We start from the raw sequence: 21629 nt of genomic DNA, 5'->3' as shown, positions 1-21629 counted from the left end.
TTAAGCCTCAGCTCCCGGAGCAACGGACAGGCCCAGCTCGCGCTCGCGCAGAACGGTGTAGATGCGGGCAATGTCGCGCTTAACCGTGCCGATGCGGCGGTTGTTGGTCAGCTGGCCGGTGGCCTTCTGGAAACGAAGGTTGAAGAGCTCTTCCTTCGCGTCCTTCAGGCGGTTCTCCAGCTCAGCATTGTCGAGCTCGCGGAACTCGTGGGCGGGGGTACCGTTAGCCATTAGAACTGGTCCTCCTTCTTGATGATGCGGACCTTGCACGGAAGCTTCTGACCAGCGCGGCGCAGAGCCTCGATGGCGGTAGCCTCGTTCGGGTAGGTCATCTCGAAGAGGATGCGGCCCGGCTTAACGTTGGCAACCCACTTCTCGACGGGACCCTTACCGGAACCCATACGCACGCCGAGCGGCTTCTGGGTCAGCGGACGGTCCGGGAAGATGTTGATCCACACCTTGCCACCACGCTTGACGTGGCGGTTGATGGCAATACGTGCGGCCTCAATCTGGCGGTTGGTGATGTACGCCGGCTCGAGAGCCTGGATGGCGTAGTCACCGAAGTTGATGCGGTTACCGCCCTTGGACACACCCGAGCGGGTCGGGCGGTGCTGACGACGGTACTTGACGCGCTTAGGAATCAGCATGGATTAGCCCTCCTGCTTCTGCTGTGCGCGCTGGCGACGCTGGCCACCACGACGCGGACGACCGTTGCGGTCACCGCGGCCACGGCCCTGCGCCGGAGCGTTCAGTTCGGACTCGCGGACGCCACCGACAACGTCACCCTTGTAGATCCACACCTTGATGCCAATGCGGCCGAAGGTGGTGTGGGCCTCTGCGGTGCCGTAGTCGATCTCGGCGCGAAGGGTGTGCAGCGGAACGCGACCCTCGTGGTAGCGCTCGGTGCGGGACATCTCAGCGCCGCCCAGACGACCAGCCAGGAGGATCTTAATACCCTTAACCTGCGGCTGGCGCATAGCGGACTGGATGGCCTTGCGCATTGCGCGGCGGAAGGCCACGCGGTTAACCAGCTGCTCAGCGATGGACTGTGCAACCAGGTTTGCGTTGGCGTCGACCTGCTTGACCTCGAGGATGTTGAGGGCGACCATCTTGCCGGTGAGCTTCTCCAGCTCGCGGCGGATGCGGTCAGCCTCAGCACCGCGGCGGCCAATCACGATGCCCGGGCGGGCGGTGTGAATGTCCACGCGGACGCGGTCGCGGGTGCGCTCGATGACGACGTCGGCGATGCCGGCGCGGTCGAGGCCCTTCTCCAGGTACTCGCGGATCTTGATGTCTTCGGCTACGTAATTTGCGTAGTCCTTATCGGCGTACCAGTGGGTCTTCCAGTCGGAAGTGATGCCCAAACGTAGGCCGTGAGGATGGATCTTCTGGCCCATTACTTGGCCCCTTCCTTCTGGCTCTCGACAACCACGGTGATGTGGCTGGTGCGCTTACGAATCATGAATGCGCGGCCCTGTGCGCGCGGCTGGAAACGACGCATGGTCGGACCCTCGTTGGCGTATGCCTCGGAGATGACCAGGGTGCGCGGATCCAGACCGAAGTTGTTCTCAGCGTTGGCAGCTGCGGATGCAACAACCTTGGCAACCGGCTCAGCGGCGCCCTGCGGAGCGTACTTCAGGATTGCAAGTGCCTCGGCTACGGACTTACCGCGGACCAGGTCGATGACGCGGCGTGCCTTCATCGGGGTAACGCGGACGTAGCGAGCCGTTGCGGATGCGGAGGTGATGGTGTCACTCATCGCTTATCGACGTCCCTTCTTGTCGTCCTTAACGTGACCCTTAAAGGTCTTGGTGGGTGCGAACTCACCGAGCTTGTGACCAACCATGGAGTCCTCGACGAACACCGGGACATGCTTACGACCGTCGTGGACGGCGAAGGTGTGACCGATGAAGTCGGGCAGGATGGTGGAGCGGCGAGACCAGGTCTTGATGACCTGCTTGGTGCCGGCCTCGTTCTGAGCATCAACCTTGTTGAGGAGGTGCTCATCGACGAACGGGCCCTTCTTAAGGCTGCGTGGCATTGTTTACCTCCTCTTAGCGCTTCTTGTTCGGGCGACGACGGCGCACGATCATGTTGTTCGAGTAACGGTTCGGGTTGCGGGTGCGGCCTTCCTTGTGGCCCCACGGCGACACCGGGTGGCGACCACCCGAGGTCTTACCCTCACCACCACCGTGCGGGTGGTCGACCGGGTTCATAACGACACCGCGGACGGTCGGGCGGACGCCCTTCCAACGCATACGGCCGGCCTTGCCCCAACGGATGTTCATCTGGTCAGCGTTGCCAACCTCACCGACGGTGGCGCGGCAACGGATGTCGACGCGACGAATCTCGGAGGACGGCATACGCAGGATGGCGTACTTGCCTTCCTTACCCAGCAGCTGGATGGAGGCACCAGCGGAGCGAGCCAGCTTAGCGCCAGCGCCCGGCTTGAGCTCCACAGCGTGGATGGTGGTACCGGTCGGGATGTTGCGCAGCGGCAGGTTGTTGCCAACCTTGATATCTGCGTTCGGACCAGCCTCAACGATGGTGCCCTGCTTCAGGCCCTTCGGGGCGATGATGTAGCGCTTCTCGCCGTCTGCGTAGTGCAGGAGGGCGATGTTAGCAGTACGGTTCGGGTCGTACTCGATGTGAGCGACCTTTGCAGGGATGCCGTCCTTGTCGGTACGGCGGAAGTCGATGAGACGGTAACGGCGCTTGTGGCCACCGCCGATGTGGCGGGTGGTGATGCGGCCGTAGTTGTTACGACCACCAGTCTTGCTCAGCGGGCGCAGCAGGGACTTCTCCGGGGTCGAGCGAGTGATTTCCTCGAACTCAGACACGGAGGATGCGCGGCGACCCGGAGTTGTCGGCTTGTACTTACGAATAGCCATAATTCTTCCTTTTCCTTTCGGCTCTTCGGTGGGGCTTAAGCGCCTGCGCCGAAGACGTCGATGGAGTCGCTGCCTTCACGGAGCGTCACGTAGGCGCGCTTGGTGGACTTACGCTGACCGAAGCCGGTGCGGGTGCGCTTACGCTTGCCTGCACGGTTCACGGTGTTCACGGAAGCAACCTTCACGCCGAAGATCTGCTCGACGGCATCTTTAATCTGGGTCTTGTTGGAGTCCGTGGAGACGTAGAACGTGTAGACGTTCTGCTCCATCAGGCCGTAGGACTTCTCGGACACAACCGGTGCGATGATGACGTCGCGCGGGTTAGCGAGCTTAGCCATTACTTCTCCTCCTTAGCTTCCTCGGCGGCGCCGGTAGCGCGCTCGACGAAGGTGTGCAGAGCCTCAACGGAGAACACAACGTCGTCCGAGTAGAGGACGTCGTAGGTGTTCAGCTGGCCGGCATCCAGGATCTGGACGTTCGGCAGGTTGTTGGCGCTGCGGCGAGCATTGATGTCCTCGCGGCCGATGACCAGAAGAACATTCTTGCGGTCGGTGAGGCGCTCGATGAAAGCCTTGGCCTGCTTGGTGGACGGGGTCTGGCCCGGGACGAGCTCCTCGATGACGTGGATGCGCTCGTTGCGTGCACGGTCAGACAGTGCGCCGTAGAGAGCAGCCTTGATCATGCGCTTCGGGGTGCGCTGGGAGTAGTCGCGCGGAACCGGGCCATGCACGGTGCCACCGCCGGTGTAGTGCGGCGCACGGATGGAGCCCTGGCGGGCGCGGCCGGTGCCCTTCTGGCGGAACGGCTTGCGACCACCACCGCGGACCTCGCCGCGAGTCTTGGTCTTGTGGGTACCCTGACGAGCGGCAGCGAGCTGTGCGTTGACAACCTGGTGCATCAGAGCAATGGATGCCTCGGTGTCAAAGAGCTCGGCCGGCAACTCAACGGTGCCGTTGGTCTTACCGTCAGCGGTCTGGACGTCTAGCTTGAGGTTGCTCATGCGTGTGCACCGCCCTTCACTGCGGTCTTAACGGTGACGAGGCCACCGCGCGCACCCGGGATAGCACCCTTGATGAGCAGCAGGTTGGACTCGGCATCAATCTTCTGAATCTTCAGGTTCTGGGTGGTCACGCGGTCCTGGCCCATGCGGCCAGCCATGCGCTTACCCTTGAAGACGCGGCCCGGGAACGAAGCGCCACCAATGCCACCAACGCGGCGGTGGGCAGCCTGGTTACCGTGGGCAGCGCCCTGGCCTGCGAAGCCGTGGCGCTTCATGGCGCCAGCGTAGCCGTGACCCTTGGTGGTACCGGTGACGTCAACGAAGGTAACGCCCTCGAAGATGTCCACCTTGACCTCCTGGCCGACCTCGTATGCGGAGGTATCGTCCATGCGGATCTCAGCGACGTAACGGCGCGGGGTCACGCCAGCCTTCTTGAAGTGACCGGTTGCAGGCTTGTTGACCTTGCGCGGGTCCTTCTCGCCGAAGGCAATCTGGATGGCGTTGTAGCCATCGGTTTCTACAGTACGGATCTGGGTAACCACGCACGGGCCAGCCTCGACGACAGTCACCGGCACAACGCGGTTCTCCTCGTCGAAGACCTGGGTCATGCCGAGCTTGGTGCCCAGAATTCCCTTGATCTCGTTTTCACTCATTGTTTGTTCTCCACCAAATACGTTGTGTCGATCGCTTACTGGATATTCACGTCGACGCTTGCCGGAAGGTCGATGCGCATAAGGGCGTCAACGGTCTTCGGGGTCGGGTCGAGAATGTCGATGAGGCGCTTGTGAGTGCGCATCTCGAAGTGCTCGCGAGAGTCCTTGTACTTGTGCGGAGAACGAATAACGGCGTATACGTTCTTCTCGGTTGGGAGCGGCACCGGGCCGACAACACGAGCACCCGTACGGGTAACGGTCTCGACGATCTTCTTAGCAGAAGCGTCGATGGCCTCGTGGTCGTAGGCCTTCAGCCGAATGCGGATTTTTTGTCCCGCCACGCTTATCCTCTTCCTCGCTTCCCCACTTTCACATTCCCGGCCTATCCGGGGCGTGAAGCGGTGGGAAATTGCTTCTCGATTTCTCTATAACGTTGTCCGGGCTGGAAGCCATGGCTCAACGCCAGTTGTCTGACTGTCATGACGACCACGAGAGTGACTTAAGGCAAAAGCCCAGAGTGCAGTGCTCGTGACGGGGTACAAGACCCGTAGTCAAAGTAAATAGGAAGAAGACTGGGGCGTTAGATCTCAATGATCCGCAACCAAAGTCTTATTCATATACTGCCGCTGTTTATTTGCCATGCCCCTTCTCCGGTCCATCTTCTCGGGATTGTCTCTGCTCAAGCGCGGACCTAGCCCGATCGGATGACCTTCGCGTGTAGTTCCAGAAGAACTCCACAACAAAGGTGTCATGTTCGCCTTACCAGCAACGACGCCCTACAGGCTGAAGCCTGCGGCTACGCCGCTGTGTTAAAGCAACCCCTGTATTTAAGCACGTAACCTCGCGTTTTCCAAACTCCTGCAGAAACAGTGGGTAACATCACGTTTTGGCCAAGGATTGACTCTCCGCCGCCCCGCGGACCGCGTTCGAGGTTAAGCTCGTGGCGTAGATACAGACCTACATCAACTACACAGTGAGAGGGATCCACCATGGCTGAGAACACCACCCCCAAGGACGTCGCCGAGCAGACCGCCCCGGCTAACGACGCCACCCCGGCCCCTGCCCCGGAGCGCAACAAGAACCTGGAGACCGATTTCGGCACCACCCGCATCGATGATGTCGTTGTGTCCAAGATCGCCGGCATCGCTGCCCGCGAGGTTTCCGGCGTCGCCGCCCTCGGCGGCGGTGGCGCCCGCATGATGGGCTCCATCCGCGAATCCTTCGGCGCTTCCGAGGACGTCCGCCAGGGCGTGAGCGTCGAGGTGAACAACGGCACCGCTTCCATTGATATCGCCATCATCGCCGAGTACGGCGTGGCCATCCACGAGCTCGCCGAGGCTATCCGCCGCAACATCATGAACGCGGTCGAGCGCATGACCGGCCTGTCCGTGGACCGTGTCGATGTCGTCGTCCACGACGTCAAGCTGCCGCGCGAAGAAGACGAGTCTGCCGAAACGGCCCCGGCAGTTACCCAGGGCCAGGCATAACGTGACCTCTGCCGAGCTCACCCTCCCCATTGCCACGTCCATAGCGGAGGCGGTGACGGATCTGAGGGGCGTCGCCAAGCTTTCGCCCGGCCGGTTCGGGGAGGTCGCGCTGCTCTTCCCCGGTGAGCGCGTGCACGGCATCCGCCGCCCCAGCCCACAGGATGACACGCACCTGGAGCTGCACATCGTCGTTGATGTCAGCGCTGGCGTTCCCCTCGCCGAGCTTGGCGACGCCACCCGCACCACCGTCCGCGTCACCTGGCCCGCGGTGCGCCGCGTGGACGTTGTCTTCGACGACGCGGTCTAAAAGGAACCGACACACAGAACTAAAGGAAAACCATGAAGAATTACACCTCCCTCGGCGTGATCGCCGGCTTGGTTCTGGCCTTTTTCATCTACCTCGGCGTGTGGTACGTCGCGCTCGCGGTGCTGCTCGCCGCAGTCGGTGGCGTGATTGGCGCGCATTTCGACGGCCGCATCGACCTCACTGCGGTATGGAAGGGCGTGGTCGGCCAGGATAGAGGCCGAGGCTAGTGAGCACCGCCAAACACGGCCGCACCCGCTTTTCTCTGCGCGCGATGGAGAAGGTTATTAACGCCGCCATTGCGAGCGTGCCGGGAACCGCGGCTGTCGACGCCAAACTAGCTGGCCTGGCCGGCCGCGCCTTTCCGCGCGTGATGGCGCAGATGGATCCGGATACGCAGATGGTCGCTGTCGACGTCGATATTGCCGTCTACTGGCCCTCCCCCGTCACCGACGTTGCGGCAGCCGTTCGCACGGCGATACGTGAGGCCGTGCGTGATTTCACCGGTTTCCGGACCACCCGCGTCAACGTCACCGTGGGTGGCGCCGTGGCAGGCGAACGCACGACTGCCTTGGCGGTCGAGACACGGGCGCCGCTGCAGGCGCAGATCCCCGCGATTGTGCCGGAGCGTGTCCTCAAGCCCATCACCACCGCGAACGGCGCGCCCGTGCGCCACATTACGGCCCCACGCGAGGCTACGGTACGTGCTGTGGCGGCACCGGAGGGACCGCGGGTGCGGGGTGTTGCCGCGCCATCCGAGGTTGCGGTTCGCACGGAAGGTTTCGGCCCTTCAGAGCAGCGCTACGACGAGCTTCGGCCAATTCGCACGCCAGCGCCGCGGCCGCTGCGTGCTATTGCTGACCCCGCACCCGTCAACGTTCGTTCGGTGGCGTCGCCCCAGGAATTCGCGTTGCGCCGCATCACTACTCCCCGCCCGGTCCAGCCGCGGCACGTGGACGTTCCACAGGCACCAGCGCTGCGCTCCCCGCACGCCGAGCCGCTCCAGCTGCGCCCGATTGAGATTCGGCCCTCGGTCGATTTCACACGCCGGGTAGACGTCCCGCGCCCGGCTCCGCTGCGCGCCATCACTATCAACGATAGGAGGCCATTATGAGTGAGAACTCCCTGCCCGTTGGCTTTGGTCAACGCCCGAAGGCCTCCCCGCCGGCGCGCGGCTGGACCATCATTCTGGGCATCGTCCTGCTCGTCGCCGCCGTGGTCGTGGGGCGTGAGGCCTGGGTCGTGGGTGCCGATGAGGGCGCTGCGTCGTGGTTGCAGCCGTTCATCGATGTGATGTCCTCCCCGGAGATCCACGGGTGGATGCTGGTGGCCGGCGGTGCGGCCATCCTCATCGGACTGATTTTGTTGTGGGCGGCGTGTGCGCCGCGGAAGACGACGCACGTGCGGATTGGCTCCGAGGATGCGTCGATGTGGTTGCGCGCGGTGGACATTGCGCGGGTGGCGTCGGCAACGGCGCGTCGGGTGCCGGGAACCACGGCGGCGCGTAGTAGGGCGCGGATCTCTAAGGACCATGCGCGCATAACGGTGACTGCGACGGGCGATGCCGACGACGCGCAGCTTAAAGAGCGCGTGACTGAGGCGGTAACCGCGGCACTCGCGGCTATTACCCCGGCTCCGGACATCACCGTGGTGCTTGAGGATGAACAGGAGGAGATCGCTAATGTCTAAGGCGCTTGCCGGCGTGGACCGTACGATCCTTGCCATTGTGGGAGTCCTGCTCATTGCTCTGGGCGCGTGGCCGATTCTCATTCACTTCGACGTGTCTTTTGCCACCTACCTGGCAACGTGGGTTGACCACGACACATGGGCGGGCTTACCGGAGCAGGGCTGGTGGCCCTATGCGCTGGGCTTGGCGACGATTGTCTGCGCCCTAGCCGGTCTGTGGCTTGTGATCAGCAACCTGCGGCACCATCGGTTTAGCGCGGTCTCTTCGGAACAATCGAATGAGGAGGGAGCGATTAAAACTGAGATGTCCGCTATTGCAGGCGCGGTGGCGGATACCCTCGCTGAGGTTGAGGGCGTGGAGAAGGTCTCGCGGCTCGTCGCCTACGACCGCTCGCGGCCGACTCTGCAGTACGAGGTCCTGGCAGATCCCGATACCCCGTTGCTGCGAATCAAGGACGCCATCGAAGTCAACGACCGGGACTTCCGTGCCGCGTTCCCTGACGTGGATGTGGATACGCGATACAAGGTCCACTTCACGAAGGTGCGCAACGCGGTCCTCTAGATACCACCTACCCTGCTCACAAAACTACTCGCGAGCAGGGTTTTTCTTCTTCCGGTTGCGGGGTCGGGAGTGCTGTTTTAGTCTCTGTGCCCATGGGGGATATTGAAACCTACCTCCGCCTCCGCAACTCGGGGATTGCGCTGGTGGAAAACATACCTGGCACACCCGATGAGCTTCGCGCGCTCGGCGCTGACCCAGCCGACGCCACCGAACTCGCAGGCCTGCACCAGGTGTACTTCGGCCCCACCCGCTACACCGGTAAGCAAAAGAAAGCACGTGCAGCAGCCCTTGCCCAACGCCACAGCCTGGGCACCCTCACACTCATCGAAACCTACGTTTCAAAAGTAAAGAAAACCCTCGACGCGTGGAACCTCCGAGCAAAACTCGCCGCCACACCCGCACACCGCATCCGAGCCGTTGCCACCGCACGGCTGAAAGAACTCACACGTAAAAGAACCGCCAAACCCGGCGTGCGCATCACCTACAGATCCGAAGGCCCAAACACCCTCTCCATTACCGATGATGCCACCACGATTGCCAACATGCGCGCAGTCTTAGAATCCACCAACAACACCGACCTACTCAAAGCCGCCAACGACGTCTTCTTCAACCAAGAAACAGCCGGCACAAAGCCAGCGGTGCGCACCCAAGTCATCGTCACACTGAACGAGTTGGACCAAATCATCAACGGCGACGGGGACGAGATCGAACTCAACTTGACCAACGGTGCGCGCATGACAGGCGCTGAGTTTCTCACCCATAAGTTTGCCGAAATCGGCTACGCCACCATCGTGCACCCCATCGAAGGCCCCATCAACACCTGGCGGCTCGAGCGCGGGGCAAACTTCAAGCAACGTCTTACCCTGCACGCTGAATTCCACACCTGTTCTAGACCTGGGTGTAATAAGCCAGCCGATTACTGCCAGGTGCATCATCTCATCCCTTGGCAGGCTGGTGGCTACACCAACATTAAGAACTTGACCTTCCTGTGCGCCTACCACAACGGCATTAACGACGATGACCCTTTAAGGCCTACCGGGCGCGGTTATATGTACCGCCTCAACACCGGGGTCAGCTTCATCCCGCCCTGGGGTACACCAATCACGGAAATGCCGGAATACCAAGAAGCAGTCGCCAGACTCACCGCCGAGCAAGCAGGACAACCACCAGACCCGCCACCGGACAGCAGCTAACACCCCAGCCACCAAACACAAAAAGCGCCAATTACCTGCAACAAAAGCGCTCCCGATAGAAGAACCCGTCAGACAAAACATGCTGACGGGGACATCGGCGATCCCAGGTTGCGCTTCACTCGACGCCGGATACAACAGGGGCAGCCACGGCAGGATCCTTAAGCCCTTAAAGAACGAGACCCAGCAACCACAGCCAGGGTGACAGGGAACTTGGCGAACCCACGCAACGATTCAGGCGTTAACCTCACAGTTCAGTGGGCACATCGGCGATCTAACGCGCGGAGCAGCGTGCTAGCGGCTATCTGCTCGAGAAGTGCAAAAGACCTGGCGGGTTAGGCGCGTCGCGAGGATTTCGGCGGGCTGAACAGGGCCTCGCTAGTAAGGCGAGGCGGGCTCGTTCCAAGGCGCGGATTCAGCGAGAATGACCTCCTGGATACGCCCAAAGGTGTGCAGCGTGCCCCGGGAAAGGTGGACGCGAAGCGGTTCCCCGATTTCCCCGGCCTCGATGGTGTGCCACGAGAAGTCGGTACGGATAAGCTCCCGATTCTTGCGCTCCACGATGTGGAGGCCGTGGTCAAGGATGATCGTTTCGGCATCGGTACGAATGAACCACACTCGGTCCCCCACGCTGCGTCGCTTAAGGCCGGTCAGGTTGCGATGGTCTTCTCGCAAGCGTGTAACGGACTCGACGACGCCAAACCGATGCTCGAAGCCTTCGGCATCGGCAATCACGAGCGGTCGTCCTGGTCCAACGGGCCGGAGGGCTGACACTGTCCACGCCACCGGCTGGCCACGCTGCCCGTCCTTGGATATCGGTCTCACCACCGCCACAGACTCCGCCTGTCGGCTCTGCTCCACATTGCGAGGGGCCGCAGTCGTAGGGGCTAGTGTCACGCGGTGTGTGGGCGTAACGACGAGCCAGAGGCCCTCGGTGACGAGATTGACGTCGAGAGGCACAAGCGGGGGATGCACAGCCGCCATCGCCTCCAGCCGCGCGCTGAGTTCGTCGTCAGGCACGCCCCAGCCGTAGCCCTCCGCCGCCAACATGCCAAACAGGGTTCCCAGGGGAAGGTCCGGTTGGCCTTCCCACGCGGCGCGCAGTGCGGCGAGGGTGCGGTCAATGCGGGTTGGGTCGAACATAACTCTCAAGCCTAGTAGGCCCACGATCACCAAAGCCGCCCAACCCCATCAGGGATTGAGCGGCTCACAGACCTGCTAAATCAGGAAGGGCCTTAGGCCCTAGCAAGAATTAGCCCAGGATCTTGGTAACGCGGCCAGCGCCGACGGTACGGGAGCCCTCGCGGATAGCGAAGCGCAGGCCCTCGTCCATAGCGACCGGCTGGATGAGCTCTACGGACATCTCAACGTTGTCGCCCGGCATAACCATCTCGGTGCCCTCAGGCAGCTTGACGACGCCGGTAACGTCGGTGGTGCGGAAGTAGAACTGCGGACGGTAGTTGTCCATGAACGGGGTGTGGCGGCCGCCCTCTTCCTTCTTCAGGACGTAGACGGAACCCTCGAACTTGGTGTGCGGGGTGTAAGCGCCCGGCTTGATGCAAACCTGGCCACGCTCAACCTCTTCACGCTTGGTACCACGCAGAAGCAGACCACAGTTGTCGCCAGCCTCGGTGTAGTCCATCATCTTGCGGAACATCTCGATACCGGTAACGGTGGTGGACATCGACTTCTCCTTGATGCCGATGATCTCGATGTCCTCGTTGACGTTCAGGGAGCCACGCTCAACACGGCCGGTAACAACGGTACCGCGGCCGGTAATGGTGAAGATGTCCTCAATCGGCATCAGGAACGGCTTGTCCAGCTCGCGGACCGGATCCGGGATGGAGTCATCGCAAGCCTGCATCAGGTCGATAACAGACTGTACCCACTTCTCGTCGCCCTCAAGAGCCTTCAGAGCGGAAATGTGAACGATCGGAGCTTCCTCATCGTAGTCCTGCTCAGCGAGCAGCTCACGGATCTCCATCTCGACGAGCTCGATGATTTCCTCATCGTCAACCATGTCACACTTATTCAGTGCAACGAGGATGTACGGAACGCCAACCTGGCGAGCCAGCAGAACGTGCTCGCGGGTCTGCGGCATCGGGCCATCGGTTGCAGCAACAACCAGGATAGCGCCGTCCATCTGAGCAGCACCGGTAATCATGTTCTTGATGTAGTCGGCGTGGCCCGGGGCGTCCACGTGTGCGTAGTGGCGCTTCGGGGTGGAGTACTCAACGTGGGAGATGTTGATGGTAATACCGCGCTCCTTCTCCTCAGGAGCCTTATCGATCATGTCGAAGGCGAAAGCGGTGTTCTCCTCCGGGTAAGCGTCAGCCAGAACCTTGGTGATCGCTGCGGTGGTGGTGGTCTTGCCGTGGTCGACGTGTCCGATGGTGCCGATGTTCACATGCGGCTTCGTACGCTCGAACTTCTCCTTTGCCACTGTTTGTCCTCCTGGACTCTATGGCGGCTACGTATTTCGCAGCCACGTGGTTTGTATTGCCATTGGCACTTCGAGCCGAAGCTCATAAGCGCTAATGACGCTTTCTTACGTGCCAGTTACACGATCCTAGATTTATGCCGCAGTTTTTTCAAACTGCCTAAATAGGAGGTAACCCCGCCCAACACGTGCGGACGTTGACCCTCGACAAGAATCAAATTAACGGATCCTGGGAGGGTAACGGCCGGCTCAACCCACATCAAGCGTGTGCGCTCAGCCGACCGCTACCCCAAGGCGCGGAACTGGTCTTCCACTGGCGAAGACTACCAGCCCCGCATGTACGCCTTTGCGGCAGGGGCCTAAAAGTTAGGCCTTGGCGCCGGTGCGCTCCTCGATGATCTCCTGTGCCACGGAGGACGGAACCTCAGCGTAGGAGTCGAAGACCATGGTGAAGTTTGCACGGCCAGCGGTGGAAGAACGCAGGTCACCGATGTAGCCGAACATCTCGGACAGCGGAACCTTAGCCTTGACGACCTTGGCGCCGGAGCGGTCTTCCATAGCGAAGACCTGGCCACGACGGGAGGAGATGTCACCGTTGACGGTACCCATGTACTCCTCCGGGGTCACAACCTCAACGGCCATGATCGGCTCCAGCAGAACCGGCTTAGCCTTAGCGACGGCCTCCTTAAGGACCTGGGAGCCGGCGAGCTTGAAGGCCATCTCAGAGGAGTCAACGTCGTGGTAAGCGCCATCCTCGAGGGTGGCCTTGATGTTCACCAGCGGGAAGCCAGCGACGAAGCCGTACTGCATGGCGTCCTGGATACCAGCGTCGACGGACGGGATGTACTCCTTCGGAACGCGGCCACCGGTGACGGAGTTCTCGAACTTGTAGGTTGCGGACTCGCCCTCTTCCAGCTCTTCCGGCTCCGGGTTGTACGGCTCGATGGTGACGATAACCTTTGCGAACTGGCCAGAACCACCGGTCTGCTTCTTGTGGGTGTATTCCAGGGACTCGACCTTCTTGCGGATGGTCTCGCGGTAAGCAACCTGCGGGTTACCGATGTTGGCCTCAACCTTGAACTCGCGCTTCATGCGGTCAACCAGAACGTCGAGGTGCAGCTCGCCCATACCGCCGATAACGGTCTGGCCGGACTCCTCGTCGAGGTGAACGGTGAAGGTCGGGTCCTCTTCAGCGAGCTTCTGGATAGCGGTACCCAGCTTCTCCTGGTCAGCCTTGGTCTTCGGCTCAATAGCAACCTGGATAACCGGATCCGGGAAGTCCATGGACTCAAGGATGATCGGGTTGTCCGGGTTACACAGGGTGTCACCGGTGGTGGTTTCCTTCAGGCCGATGAACGCGTAGATGTTACCGGCGTCGGCGTGCTCGACCGGGTTCTCCTTGTTCGCGTGCATCTGGAAGAGCTTGCCCACGCGCTCCTTCTTGTTCTTGGTGGAGTTGAGCATCTGCTCGCCCGGGATAGCCTGGCCGGAGTAGACACGCACGTAGGTGAGCTTGCCGAAGAACGGGTGCACGGCAATCTTGAAGGCCAGTGCGGAGAACGGCTCCTGGACGGAAGGCTTACGAGTCAGGGTCTCCTCACCGTCGAGGGAGGTGCCGTTGACCTCGCCGATGTCCAGCGGGTTCGGGAGGTAGTCAACAATAGCGTCGAGCAGCGGCTGGACACCCTTGTTGCGGTAAGCGGTACCGCAGAGGACCGGGTAGATCTCGGAGCTCACGGTCAGCTTGCGGATAGCGCCCTTGATTTCCTCAATGGTCAGCTCTTCGCCGCCGAAGTACTTCTCCATGAGCTCTTCGTCGGACTCAGCGACGGTCTCGAGCAGCTTCTCGCGGTACTCTTCAGCCTTCTCCTGCAACTCGGCAGGGATCTCCTCGATAGTGGCTTCGGTTCCGGTTTCTACCTTGCCGCGCCAGGTCAGCGCCTTCATGTTGATCAGGTCGACGACGCCATCGAAGTCATCTTCAGCACCGATCGGCAGCTGCATGACCAACGGCTTAGCGCCGAGGCGATCAATGATGGTCTGGACGGTGAAGTAGAAGTCCGCGCCCATCTTGTCCATCTTGTTGACGAAGCAGATACGAGGGACGTCGTACTTAGCAGCCTGGCGCCACACCTGCTCGGACTGCGGCTCCACACCTTCCTTGCCGTCGAAGACAGCAACAGCGCCGTCGAGAACACGCAGGGAGCGCTCAACCTCAACGGTGAAGTCCACGTGGCCCGGGGTGTCAATGATGTTGATCTGGTTGTTGTTCCAGAAACAGGTCACAGCAGCGGACGTAATGGTGATGCCGCGCTCCTTCTCCTGCTCCATCCAGTCAGTGGTGGCGCCACCATCGTGGGTCTCACCGACCTTACGGTTAATACCGGTGTAGAAGAGGATGCGCTCGGTGGTAGTGGTCTTACCCGCATCGATGTGCGCCATGATGCCGATGTTGCGGACCTTGTTCAGATCCTTAAGCACTTCTTGTGCCACAGTTAATACCCCAACTTAATTGTCGTCGACGCCGACGCCAGTTATGCACTGACGAAACATAGGTGACGTCTTCATGGATAGGTCTTGGTCTATTTTGCCACGTCTGGGCTTCTACGTCAGCGTGAGACGTGGAGCCCACGCCATAAAAATGGCCCGAACAACGCTATTCAAGTTTAGGTTCCGCACTGTTTAGCGTGGAGCGCTCCGCCAAGGGGAGCGAGAACACGCAGTGTCAGCGCAGGTAAACGATGATATCGCTGTTCGAGCCATGATGCCATGTGGCGGGTTATACCGGAGGGATTACCAGCGGTAGTGAGCGAAGGCGCGGTTGGCCTCAGCCATCTTGTGAGTATCCTCACGGCGCTTCACGGAAGCACCCAGGCCGTTGGATGCATCGAGGATCTCGTTTGCGAGACGCTCGATCATGGAGTTCTCACGACGCTGACGGGTAAAGGTAACCAGCCAACGCAGAGCCAGGGTGTTGGCACGTGCCGGCTTAACCTCAACCGGAACCTGGTAGGTAGCGCCGCCCACACGACGGGAGCGAACCTCGAGGTCCGGGCGGATGTTGCCCAGGGCCTTCTCCAGGGTGCCGACCGGGTCGGTACCGGTCTTCTCACGGCAGACCTCGAGAGCGCCGTACACAATGCGCTCAGCGGTGGACTTCTTGCCGTCACGCAGGATCTTGTTCACGAGCATGGTGACCTGCTCGGAGTTGTAAACCGGGTCCTTAACTACAGGACGCTTCGGTGCAGCATTCTTACGCATTGTTGATTACTGTCCCTTCTTTGCGCCGTAGCGGGAACGAGCCTGCTTACGGTCCTTCACGCCCTGGGTATCCAGTGCGCCGCGGATAATCTTGTAGCGAACACCCGGGAGGTCCTTCACACGACCACCGCGGACGAGCACCATGGAGTGCTCCTGCAGGTTGTGGCCCTCGCCCGGAATGTAGGCGGAAACCTCGATACCGGAGGTCAGGCGCACACGGGCAACCTTACGCAGAGCCGAGTTCGGCTTCTTCGGGGTGGTGGTGTACACGCGGGTGCACACGCCACGGCGCTGCGGGGAGCCCTTCAGGGCGGCCGTAGCAACCTTGGCCTTCTTGTCGTGGCGGCCCTTGCGGACCAGCTGCTGAATAGTTGGCATAAATCTAGTCTTTCTCTATGACTTCGGCTTGAACTGACCGCTTTCACACGTCCAAACATGCAAAAATAGGGGCTCTTCTCCGGGGCCCTTCCGCATGTCCAGAACGAATCTCTCCCAGCGGATGGTTGAGATACCGATCAGACTTTTCATCTCCTATAAAGATGAAACCTTGGACAGACTACCACCACCCCTTTGATCTGCCCAAATCCCCAACCGCTAGCGCCACTCCCAGGTCAGGTCCGCCTCCACCGCGCGCTCGGAGAAGTGTTCTTGTTCCTGCCGCTCCCAGGTTTCAAACCACTCTTCATAGCCAGGGTCGCGCTCCAGGGCGCGCTCGCGGCGCTTCTCGCGTGGCCCGTCGATACGCACCGTCACCACGGAGCCGCGCTCTTTGGCGGCGGCCACGGTGGCCTCGGTGACAGAACCAACTCCTTCGACGATCAGATCATCGCGCTCATCCAGGCTCGCCCAGTCCTTCGGCGCGTTGGCATCCCAGTCCCAGCGCCAATAGCCCGGGTTATTCTCCCGCAGCACTTGCTCTGAAACCATCTCTGAACCCTCTTGCAGCCCATGCCAGCCGGGGTAGAACTCGTCAAGGTGGACTACCCGCCACCCGGTACGCTCAGCCAGCGCTGCAGAAGCCCAGGTCTTGCCGGCGCCCGAGGGGCCGTCGATAAGCACGGTGACTGGGCGCATCGGGCGCTTGCGCGACGCGGCGAGCGCCACCACATCGGCCAAGAGCCGATCCATCTCGGCGGCGTGCGTCTGGGCAGTGTCCTTACCGCTGTCCTGGTCGGCCGTGCGGTCCGCGTCCTGCATGTATTTCTTCACCACTTCTGGGTACGTCTAGCGTGCAGCTTTGAGAGAGTCGTCCTAGAGTCCGAAGAATCTCCAGGACCCACTGAGAACCGAAACTACCACCGGAAGCGCCGCAAGGCCCGTTCCCACCACCATCACCAGCCAGTCTCTGCTGGCAAGGCGGGACGGCCGCGCCCATGTGCGTTGCCCACCGCCCGGTGGGGTTCGCCCGAAACCGCGCGCCTCCATCGCCGTGGCCAGCTTGCCCCCGCGCCGCAGGGCTAGCACCAAGAGCCCGAAGGACATGGTGATGAGGTGCTTGATGCGGCCCTCGTCGGTCAGCCCACGCGCGCGCCGCGCCATGGCCAGGTACTGCCAATCGGATTTGAACAACGTCATCATGCGCACCCCGGCCACCGCACCGATGACGAAGCGGGAAGGTAGCTTGAGGATCTGCGAGAGGGCGTCGCCCAACTCCGTCGGGTCAATATCCCGCGCCAGCACCACCATGGGCAGCGCCACCGCCAGCACGCGCATCGTAATGGCGATGGCCAGCTCCATCGAGTTGTCCGTAACCGTGATCAGCCACCAGCTGAAGTACTCCCGCCCGCCCGGTGCGCCGTAAAGCAGCATCGAAATGCCGGACAACGGAGCGATAAGAAAAAGGAACCAGCCAGCTTTAAACAGGCGCGGCCACGACACCCCGCACAGGGGCGCAAAAACTAAAGTCATGGCCAAGGACACTGCCGCAGAGACCCAATCCACGGAGAGCAACAGCGGGCTCACCCACACGAACATGAGGAAAATTCGGGTCAGCGGGTTCACGCCGTGCAGTAAACCTGCACGGCCAGCACGATCGGCGCGACCAGCGCCGTCTGCGTTCGCCGACGACGTAGTTGTCTCAGCCACGGCTCACCTCCACTCGGTGGTCACCCAATGCGGAGATGAACAACGGATCGTGGGTCACCGACGCAATCGTCGTCCCCTCATCCGCCATGCGCCGCAGCAACCACACCAACTCGGTGAAGGTGTGGGGGTCTTGGCCGAAGGTGGGTTCGTCGAGAAGCAGCACCTCCGGCGCCGTGACCAACGCAGTGGCCACCGACAACCGGCGCTTCTCCCCACCGGAGAGCGTAAACGGATTGGCGTTGAGCACATGCCCCAGGCGTAGTGCCTCCACGAGTTCCGCGATGCGCCCCTCTGGCACCTCGCGGTGCATGACACGGGGTGCCACGCGCAGCTCCTCTGCCACCGTGCGGGCGACGAATTGGTGCTCGGGGTTCTGGAAGACGAAGCCAATGCGGTCCGCCAATTCCCGGGACTTCCACGTCAACGGCGAGCCTTTCAGCCCCCGCCGCACGTACTCTGCCACACCAATCTCCCCGGCCACTGCTGGAAGCAACCCCGCCACCGTCATCAGCCACGTGGTCTTGCCCGCACCATTCGGCCCGGTAATCACCGTGGACATCCCCCGGGGCAGCGCGTAGCTGCGCGGCGGCCCGAAACGGGTGACCAGGTCCGTGCTCCACAGCGCCGCCGATTCGGGTGCTCTTCCAGTGCTGCTTGGCGACGTCCCACCAGCATCCCGCGCCCGCGGCAAACCGCTGATAGAGCGCGAAGCAACAACAGCCTCCACGGGACCGTCGGCGACGATGCGCCCATCCTTCAGCTCAATCGCACGGTCAAGCACACCCCTCCACGCCGCGTGCTGGTGTTCCACCACGATAAGGGTGGCCCCGGTGCGCTCCACCATGGTGGACACGGCCTCAATAACCTCGCGCGCGCCCTCCGGGTCGAGGTTCGCCGTCGGCTCATCGAGCAACACCATGCCCGCGCCCATGGCAATCACACCCGCCAAAGCCAAGCGTTGCTTCTGCCCGCCGGACAGACGCTCCGTGGGAAAAGACAGGTCCACCGCGGGCCCCACCATCGATAGCGCCGCCGACACCCGCTGCCAAATCTCAGAGCGCGGATAGGCCAAATTCTCACAACCAAAGGCAACGTCATCGCCCACGCGCGCGGCAATCACCTGGGAGTCTGGGTCCTGCAGCACCAAGCCCACCGGAATCGTCCGGCCGGGCGGCTCGATGTGACCAGAGGCATCCTCCAGCAGGATTTCCCCCACCCGGGTGCCCTCGTCATCGCCGCCCAACACGCCCGCGATAGCTGCCAGCAGCGTGGACTTCCCGGACCCGGAATCTCCGCACAGCAGGACCTTCTCCCCCGGTGATATAACCAAGTCAATATCCGCCAGCGCCGGCGCACGCCTCCCCGCATGCGTCCAGCCATAGCCGCGTGCGACAAGCTTCGTCGCGCCCGCGGACATATCTTCTACCGAACCCACATCAGCCATCAGAATCAGCCACCAGCCACCTTGCAACAGCCATTACTTCAGCTACCAGTCAATGCTCAGCATCAACAATCAACAAGCATCCACAGCAAGCAACGCACAACAAGCAACGTTTGCTTAAGCACTGTGCTGTTCGCGGCCGACCGCAAAACGGTCCAGCGCACCGGTCTTCGCCAGCGCATTGACCACGATGTAGCCCACGGCTCCTGCCAGAATGGCGCCGGAGATGCTCAGCGTGACGAGGTAGATGATGTTGAACTGCAGGGTCTTGCCCAGGTTTCCGGAGGTAAACAGCTCCAGCACAAACGCGCCCCAGCCAGCTGCCATGCCGCCGAGCATCGCAATGCCCAGGCTAAAGCGACGGTAGAGGAAGATGGCCAGCACAATCTCCACACCAATGCCCTGCGCGATGCCGGAGTACAACGTACTAATACCCCACTGGGAGCCCAGCACCGCCGACACGATGGCCGCCAGCAGCTCCACGTAGAGTGCGGCACCCGGCTTACGGATAATCAAACCGCCAACGACACCACCAAGAAGCCAAATGCCGGTGGCAATGCCACCCAGGCCTGGCGTGAGCGCATCCATGGCCTGGAACCAGGCATAGCCCACCGTGTTCCACGCTAGGAACACGATTCCACACGCCACACCCAGCACGGAGGCCACCACGATGTCGACGACGCGCCAATTCAAACTGCGCGGCGCAGCAGCGCCATTCGCAGTTGCGCCATTAACAGATCCACCATGAGATACAGAGTTCATGATTCCTCCCTTTCGCCGGCATTATCCGGATCAGGTTCGACGGTTCGCCGCTGCGCTGCGGCATCTCAGCCTCCTCCGGAGACACCCATACGCAGCCTCAAAGGCAGAACACAGTGTGAACGAGGAAGCACCCGTGACGATGTTTAATTTGTTGTTTTATGTACAGCCGCCAGCACTAATAAGAACCGGCTCAGCACGCTCAAAAGCACTGACAGCTTAGCAAGCCGGACCATTAAGAGCACACTGCAGCCTCACTACTCCCCCATGCCACCAGCACTCCATCAAGCCATCTCGCAACACTTCACCAGCCAAAAGCATCAGTAAACTGGAGTGACAGTCAATCACAAAGGAGCTCGTCCCTCTATGCCCGCAATCAAAGTCATCTCCAAAGCAATCGGCATACCTCTTGTGTGCATCGCTGCCCCGCCGCCGGTGTCTGGGTAATCCGCTCCATCAACTCCAGGCGCTTTGCTGCACCCAAACCACCAGAAGGTGGCGATGATCGCATCCTCAAAGAAGCAGGAGTTTCAAGAATTGACGGCCGCTACATGAAGGGCTTCCACCTCTCGCCGCTAGCCACCGGACAAGAACAACAATCTGCACAGGCACACCGGGGCACCGTCATCGTTTTCGGCGGCTCGGACGGCGGTGCCAACGTGGAACAGGCACGAATGCTACGGGATGCCGGGTACGATGTCCTCGCCTTGTACTTCTTTGGCAAGCCCGGGCAAAAGGAATTCATCGACGAGGTCCCACTCGAGTTCTTTGACGAGGTCCTCGCCTACGCTGAGGAGCACGGCAACGGCAGCGCACCGCTGACTGTTATCGGTACGTCCAAGGGCGCGGAACTTACTGCCAATCTCGCCGCCCGCTACCCGCAGATCGACAACATCGTTCTCTACACGCCTGCGCACCACACTTACGGCAGCCTCACTTACCAGCGCGGCAGCGGCTCCACGAGTAGTTTCTCCTGGCACGGTGAGCCCGTTCCTTTTGCGAAATTACAAGGAACAGAAATGGGCAAGGTTATGCTCCGCTTCGCGCTTGGCCTGCCCGTGTCCTACCGCGCCGGCTATGAGGCCGACGCTGCTGCAGCTAGCCCCGAGTCCATCATCAACCTGAGCAACTTCAAAGGCCACGGCCTTCTGTTCGCCGGCACCGAGGACGCCATGTGGCAAGGCGACGTTGCCGCGGAAGCTCTGGCCGCACAGAACGAGAACCTTGAGCCCCACATCTACAAAGACGCCGGCCACCTCTTTCACGAGAGCATCGACCAACTCATCGGCTCCTCCTGGGAAAAAATAATGGGCGGAACAATCGCAGCCAACCGCGAGGCCAAGGTGGATTCCGACCACATCCTGCTTGAACGCCTCAAGCAGTGGCACGAGCTTTAGAACACATACCCTGAGGCCAATGACAACCGAGACTGACGAGGACTAAGGCTTTACGGCTTTACCAAAACACGACGCCGTCACGTCAAAACATAAAGATGTACCCCGCCGCGTCCTCTGACCTACGCGACGGGGTACTTGCGCACTGGCAAAGATGCCAGTGGCCATGAGCCTCCACACGCGCAGCTTAAGGAAAGGAAAAGCTTCGGTGGAGACCCAAGACTTAATGAAATAACTAAATGTATTTCGGGAATATCAAATAAACAAAAGTATCAAACAAATACAAGCAAGCTGAGAACTAGGGCTTGCTACCGGAGTCTTATGCCCCGGCAGCAATGCCCTACTGCATCAACTCTCAGGTTGGGTGGGAGGTTAACGCTCCTCCCTTAGCGGTGTTGTTAGAGGAAACACATCCTACGGTTCTCCTAGTTGGAGGAACCCTCGCCAGCACCCGGTGCACAAGCATCAGCCAACAG

27 protein-coding genes and 1 riboswitch are annotated in these 21629 nt (G+C 61.1%); of the genes, 8 read left to right on the top strand and 19 right to left on the bottom strand.

Features of this window, described 5'->3' with window-relative positions:
• The 10 genes from rpmC to rpsJ are packed head-to-tail and all read right to left on the bottom strand — an operon-like array spanning position 1 to position 4885.
• On the bottom strand, positions 1-231 hold the full coding sequence (rpmC, locus tag HMPREF2807_RS06545; RefSeq protein ID WP_046648476.1) for a 50S ribosomal protein L29: 231 nt from the start codon (positions 229-231) through the stop codon (positions 1-3).
• Positions 231-647, bottom strand: coding sequence for a 50S ribosomal protein L16 (rplP, locus tag HMPREF2807_RS06540; protein WP_010189643.1), 417 nt, complete (start codon positions 645-647; stop codon positions 231-233). The genes rpmC and rplP overlap by 1 nt, the downstream gene beginning before the upstream one ends.
• A gap of 3 nt (positions 648-650) precedes the next feature.
• Positions 651-1397: a 30S ribosomal protein S3 gene (gene rpsC, locus HMPREF2807_RS06535; RefSeq protein WP_049157353.1), complete on the bottom strand. Its 747-nt coding sequence runs from the start codon at positions 1395-1397 to the stop codon at positions 651-653.
• Positions 1397-1759, bottom strand: coding sequence for a 50S ribosomal protein L22 (gene rplV / locus HMPREF2807_RS06530; RefSeq protein ID WP_010189645.1), 363 nt, complete (start codon positions 1757-1759; stop codon positions 1397-1399). Before rplV ends, rpsC begins: the two co-directional genes overlap by 1 nt.
• Positions 1760-1762: 3 nt before the next feature.
• Complete coding sequence (rpsS, locus tag HMPREF2807_RS06525) at positions 1763-2041, bottom strand: 30S ribosomal protein S19 (protein WP_010189646.1); 279 nt, start codon at positions 2039-2041, stop codon at positions 1763-1765.
• Positions 2042-2054: 13 nt separating this feature from the next.
• The gene (gene rplB, locus HMPREF2807_RS06520) at positions 2055-2891 is read right to left on the bottom strand and encodes a 50S ribosomal protein L2 (protein ID WP_010189648.1); all 837 of its coding nucleotides are present in this window, start codon (positions 2889-2891) and stop codon (positions 2055-2057) included.
• Between the two features lie 35 nt (positions 2892-2926).
• On the bottom strand, positions 2927-3229 hold the full coding sequence (gene rplW, locus HMPREF2807_RS06515; RefSeq protein WP_046648478.1) for a 50S ribosomal protein L23: 303 nt from the start codon (positions 3227-3229) through the stop codon (positions 2927-2929).
• Positions 3229-3891 carry a 50S ribosomal protein L4 gene (rplD, locus tag HMPREF2807_RS06510; protein WP_010189650.1) on the bottom strand — a complete coding sequence of 221 codons (663 nt, stop codon included), beginning with the start codon at positions 3889-3891 and terminating at the stop codon, positions 3229-3231. Before rplD ends, rplW begins: the two co-directional genes overlap by 1 nt.
• Complete coding sequence (rplC, locus tag HMPREF2807_RS06505; protein ID WP_046648479.1) at positions 3888-4544, bottom strand: 50S ribosomal protein L3; 657 nt, start codon at positions 4542-4544, stop codon at positions 3888-3890. The genes rplD and rplC overlap by 4 nt, the downstream gene beginning before the upstream one ends.
• A 35-nt stretch (positions 4545-4579) precedes the next feature.
• The gene (gene rpsJ, locus HMPREF2807_RS06500) at positions 4580-4885 is read right to left on the bottom strand and encodes a 30S ribosomal protein S10 (RefSeq protein WP_003848085.1); all 306 of its coding nucleotides are present in this window, start codon (positions 4883-4885) and stop codon (positions 4580-4582) included.
• A gap of 648 nt (positions 4886-5533) precedes the next feature.
• Here rpsJ and HMPREF2807_RS06495 point away from each other — a divergent pair.
• From HMPREF2807_RS06495 to HMPREF2807_RS06465, 7 genes are all read left to right on the top strand, one after another.
• Positions 5534-6031: an Asp23/Gls24 family envelope stress response protein gene (locus HMPREF2807_RS06495; RefSeq protein ID WP_046648480.1), complete on the top strand. Its 498-nt coding sequence runs from the start codon at positions 5534-5536 to the stop codon at positions 6029-6031.
• A 1-nt stretch (position 6032) separates the two neighbouring features.
• Complete coding sequence (locus tag HMPREF2807_RS06490; RefSeq protein ID WP_046648481.1) at positions 6033-6338, top strand: hypothetical protein; 306 nt, start codon at positions 6033-6035, stop codon at positions 6336-6338.
• 32 nt (positions 6339-6370) lie between these two features.
• Positions 6371-6565, top strand: coding sequence for a hypothetical protein (locus tag HMPREF2807_RS06485; protein WP_010189668.1), 195 nt, complete (start codon positions 6371-6373; stop codon positions 6563-6565).
• Complete coding sequence (locus HMPREF2807_RS06480; RefSeq protein WP_232751638.1) at positions 6565-7449, top strand: Asp23/Gls24 family envelope stress response protein; 885 nt, start codon at positions 6565-6567, stop codon at positions 7447-7449. The genes HMPREF2807_RS06485 and HMPREF2807_RS06480 overlap by 1 nt, the downstream gene beginning before the upstream one ends.
• On the top strand, positions 7446-8024 hold the full coding sequence (locus HMPREF2807_RS06475) for a DUF6286 domain-containing protein (RefSeq protein ID WP_049157355.1): 579 nt from the start codon (positions 7446-7448) through the stop codon (positions 8022-8024). The genes HMPREF2807_RS06480 and HMPREF2807_RS06475 overlap by 4 nt, the downstream gene beginning before the upstream one ends.
• Positions 8017-8583, top strand: coding sequence for an Asp23/Gls24 family envelope stress response protein (locus HMPREF2807_RS06470; protein ID WP_046648484.1), 567 nt, complete (start codon positions 8017-8019; stop codon positions 8581-8583). Before HMPREF2807_RS06475 ends, HMPREF2807_RS06470 begins: the two co-directional genes overlap by 8 nt.
• Before the next feature lie 92 nt (positions 8584-8675).
• On the top strand, positions 8676-9776 hold the full coding sequence (locus tag HMPREF2807_RS06465) for an HNH endonuclease signature motif containing protein (protein ID WP_070511309.1): 1101 nt from the start codon (positions 8676-8678) through the stop codon (positions 9774-9776).
• A gap of 375 nt (positions 9777-10151) precedes the next feature.
• Here HMPREF2807_RS06465 and HMPREF2807_RS06460 read toward each other — a convergent pair whose 3' ends face one another.
• The 9 genes from HMPREF2807_RS06460 to HMPREF2807_RS06420 all read right to left on the bottom strand — a co-directional run bounded on the left by HMPREF2807_RS06460 (position 10152) and on the right by HMPREF2807_RS06420 (position 19762).
• Complete coding sequence (locus HMPREF2807_RS06460; RefSeq protein ID WP_070511307.1) at positions 10152-10916, bottom strand: hypothetical protein; 765 nt, start codon at positions 10914-10916, stop codon at positions 10152-10154.
• Between the two features lie 109 nt (positions 10917-11025).
• Positions 11026-12216, bottom strand: coding sequence for an elongation factor Tu (tuf, locus tag HMPREF2807_RS06455; protein ID WP_046648489.1), 1191 nt, complete (start codon positions 12214-12216; stop codon positions 11026-11028).
• A gap of 363 nt (positions 12217-12579) precedes the next feature.
• Positions 12580-14706 (bottom strand): elongation factor G, encoded by a 2127-nt coding sequence (fusA, locus tag HMPREF2807_RS06450; protein WP_046648490.1) that lies wholly within the window; start codon positions 14704-14706, stop codon positions 12580-12582.
• A 300-nt stretch (positions 14707-15006) separates the two neighbouring features.
• Positions 15007-15474, bottom strand: coding sequence for a 30S ribosomal protein S7 (gene rpsG, locus HMPREF2807_RS06445; protein WP_046648491.1), 468 nt, complete (start codon positions 15472-15474; stop codon positions 15007-15009).
• 6 nt (positions 15475-15480) lie between these two features.
• A complete protein-coding gene (gene rpsL, locus HMPREF2807_RS06440) occupies positions 15481-15852 on the bottom strand; it encodes a 30S ribosomal protein S12 (protein ID WP_005286791.1) in 372 nt (123 codons plus the stop codon).
• Between the two features lie 216 nt (positions 15853-16068).
• The gene (locus tag HMPREF2807_RS06435) at positions 16069-16683 is read right to left on the bottom strand and encodes a nucleoside/nucleotide kinase family protein (RefSeq protein ID WP_369816141.1); all 615 of its coding nucleotides are present in this window, start codon (positions 16681-16683) and stop codon (positions 16069-16071) included.
• Between the two features lie 42 nt (positions 16684-16725).
• A complete protein-coding gene (locus HMPREF2807_RS06430) occupies positions 16726-17448 on the bottom strand; it encodes an energy-coupling factor transporter transmembrane component T family protein (protein WP_049157369.1) in 723 nt (240 codons plus the stop codon).
• Positions 17449-17551: 103 nt separating this feature from the next.
• Positions 17552-19003: an ABC transporter ATP-binding protein gene (locus HMPREF2807_RS06425; protein WP_070511303.1), complete on the bottom strand. Its 1452-nt coding sequence runs from the start codon at positions 19001-19003 to the stop codon at positions 17552-17554.
• A 114-nt stretch (positions 19004-19117) separates the two neighbouring features.
• Positions 19118-19762: an ECF transporter S component gene (locus tag HMPREF2807_RS06420; protein WP_070511301.1), complete on the bottom strand. Its 645-nt coding sequence runs from the start codon at positions 19760-19762 to the stop codon at positions 19118-19120.
• A riboswitch (TPP riboswitch) is annotated at positions 19750-19861 on the bottom strand. Its footprint overlaps the gene before it by 13 nt.
• Positions 19862-20310: 449 nt before the next feature.
• On the opposite strand from HMPREF2807_RS06420, the gene HMPREF2807_RS06415 reads away from it, so the two are divergent.
• Positions 20311-21156: an acyl-CoA thioester hydrolase/BAAT C-terminal domain-containing protein gene (locus tag HMPREF2807_RS06415; RefSeq protein WP_083306695.1), complete on the top strand. Its 846-nt coding sequence runs from the start codon at positions 20311-20313 to the stop codon at positions 21154-21156.
• Positions 21157-21629 lie beyond the last annotated feature (473 nt).

Origin of the sequence: Corynebacterium sp. HMSC074A09, assembly GCF_001811545.1 — a bacterium.
GTDB lineage: Bacteria > Actinomycetota > Actinomycetes > Mycobacteriales > Mycobacteriaceae > Corynebacterium > Corynebacterium hiratae.
Note: the sequence above shows the minus strand (reverse complement) of the source record. Positions and strands in the feature narration are given on the sequence as shown.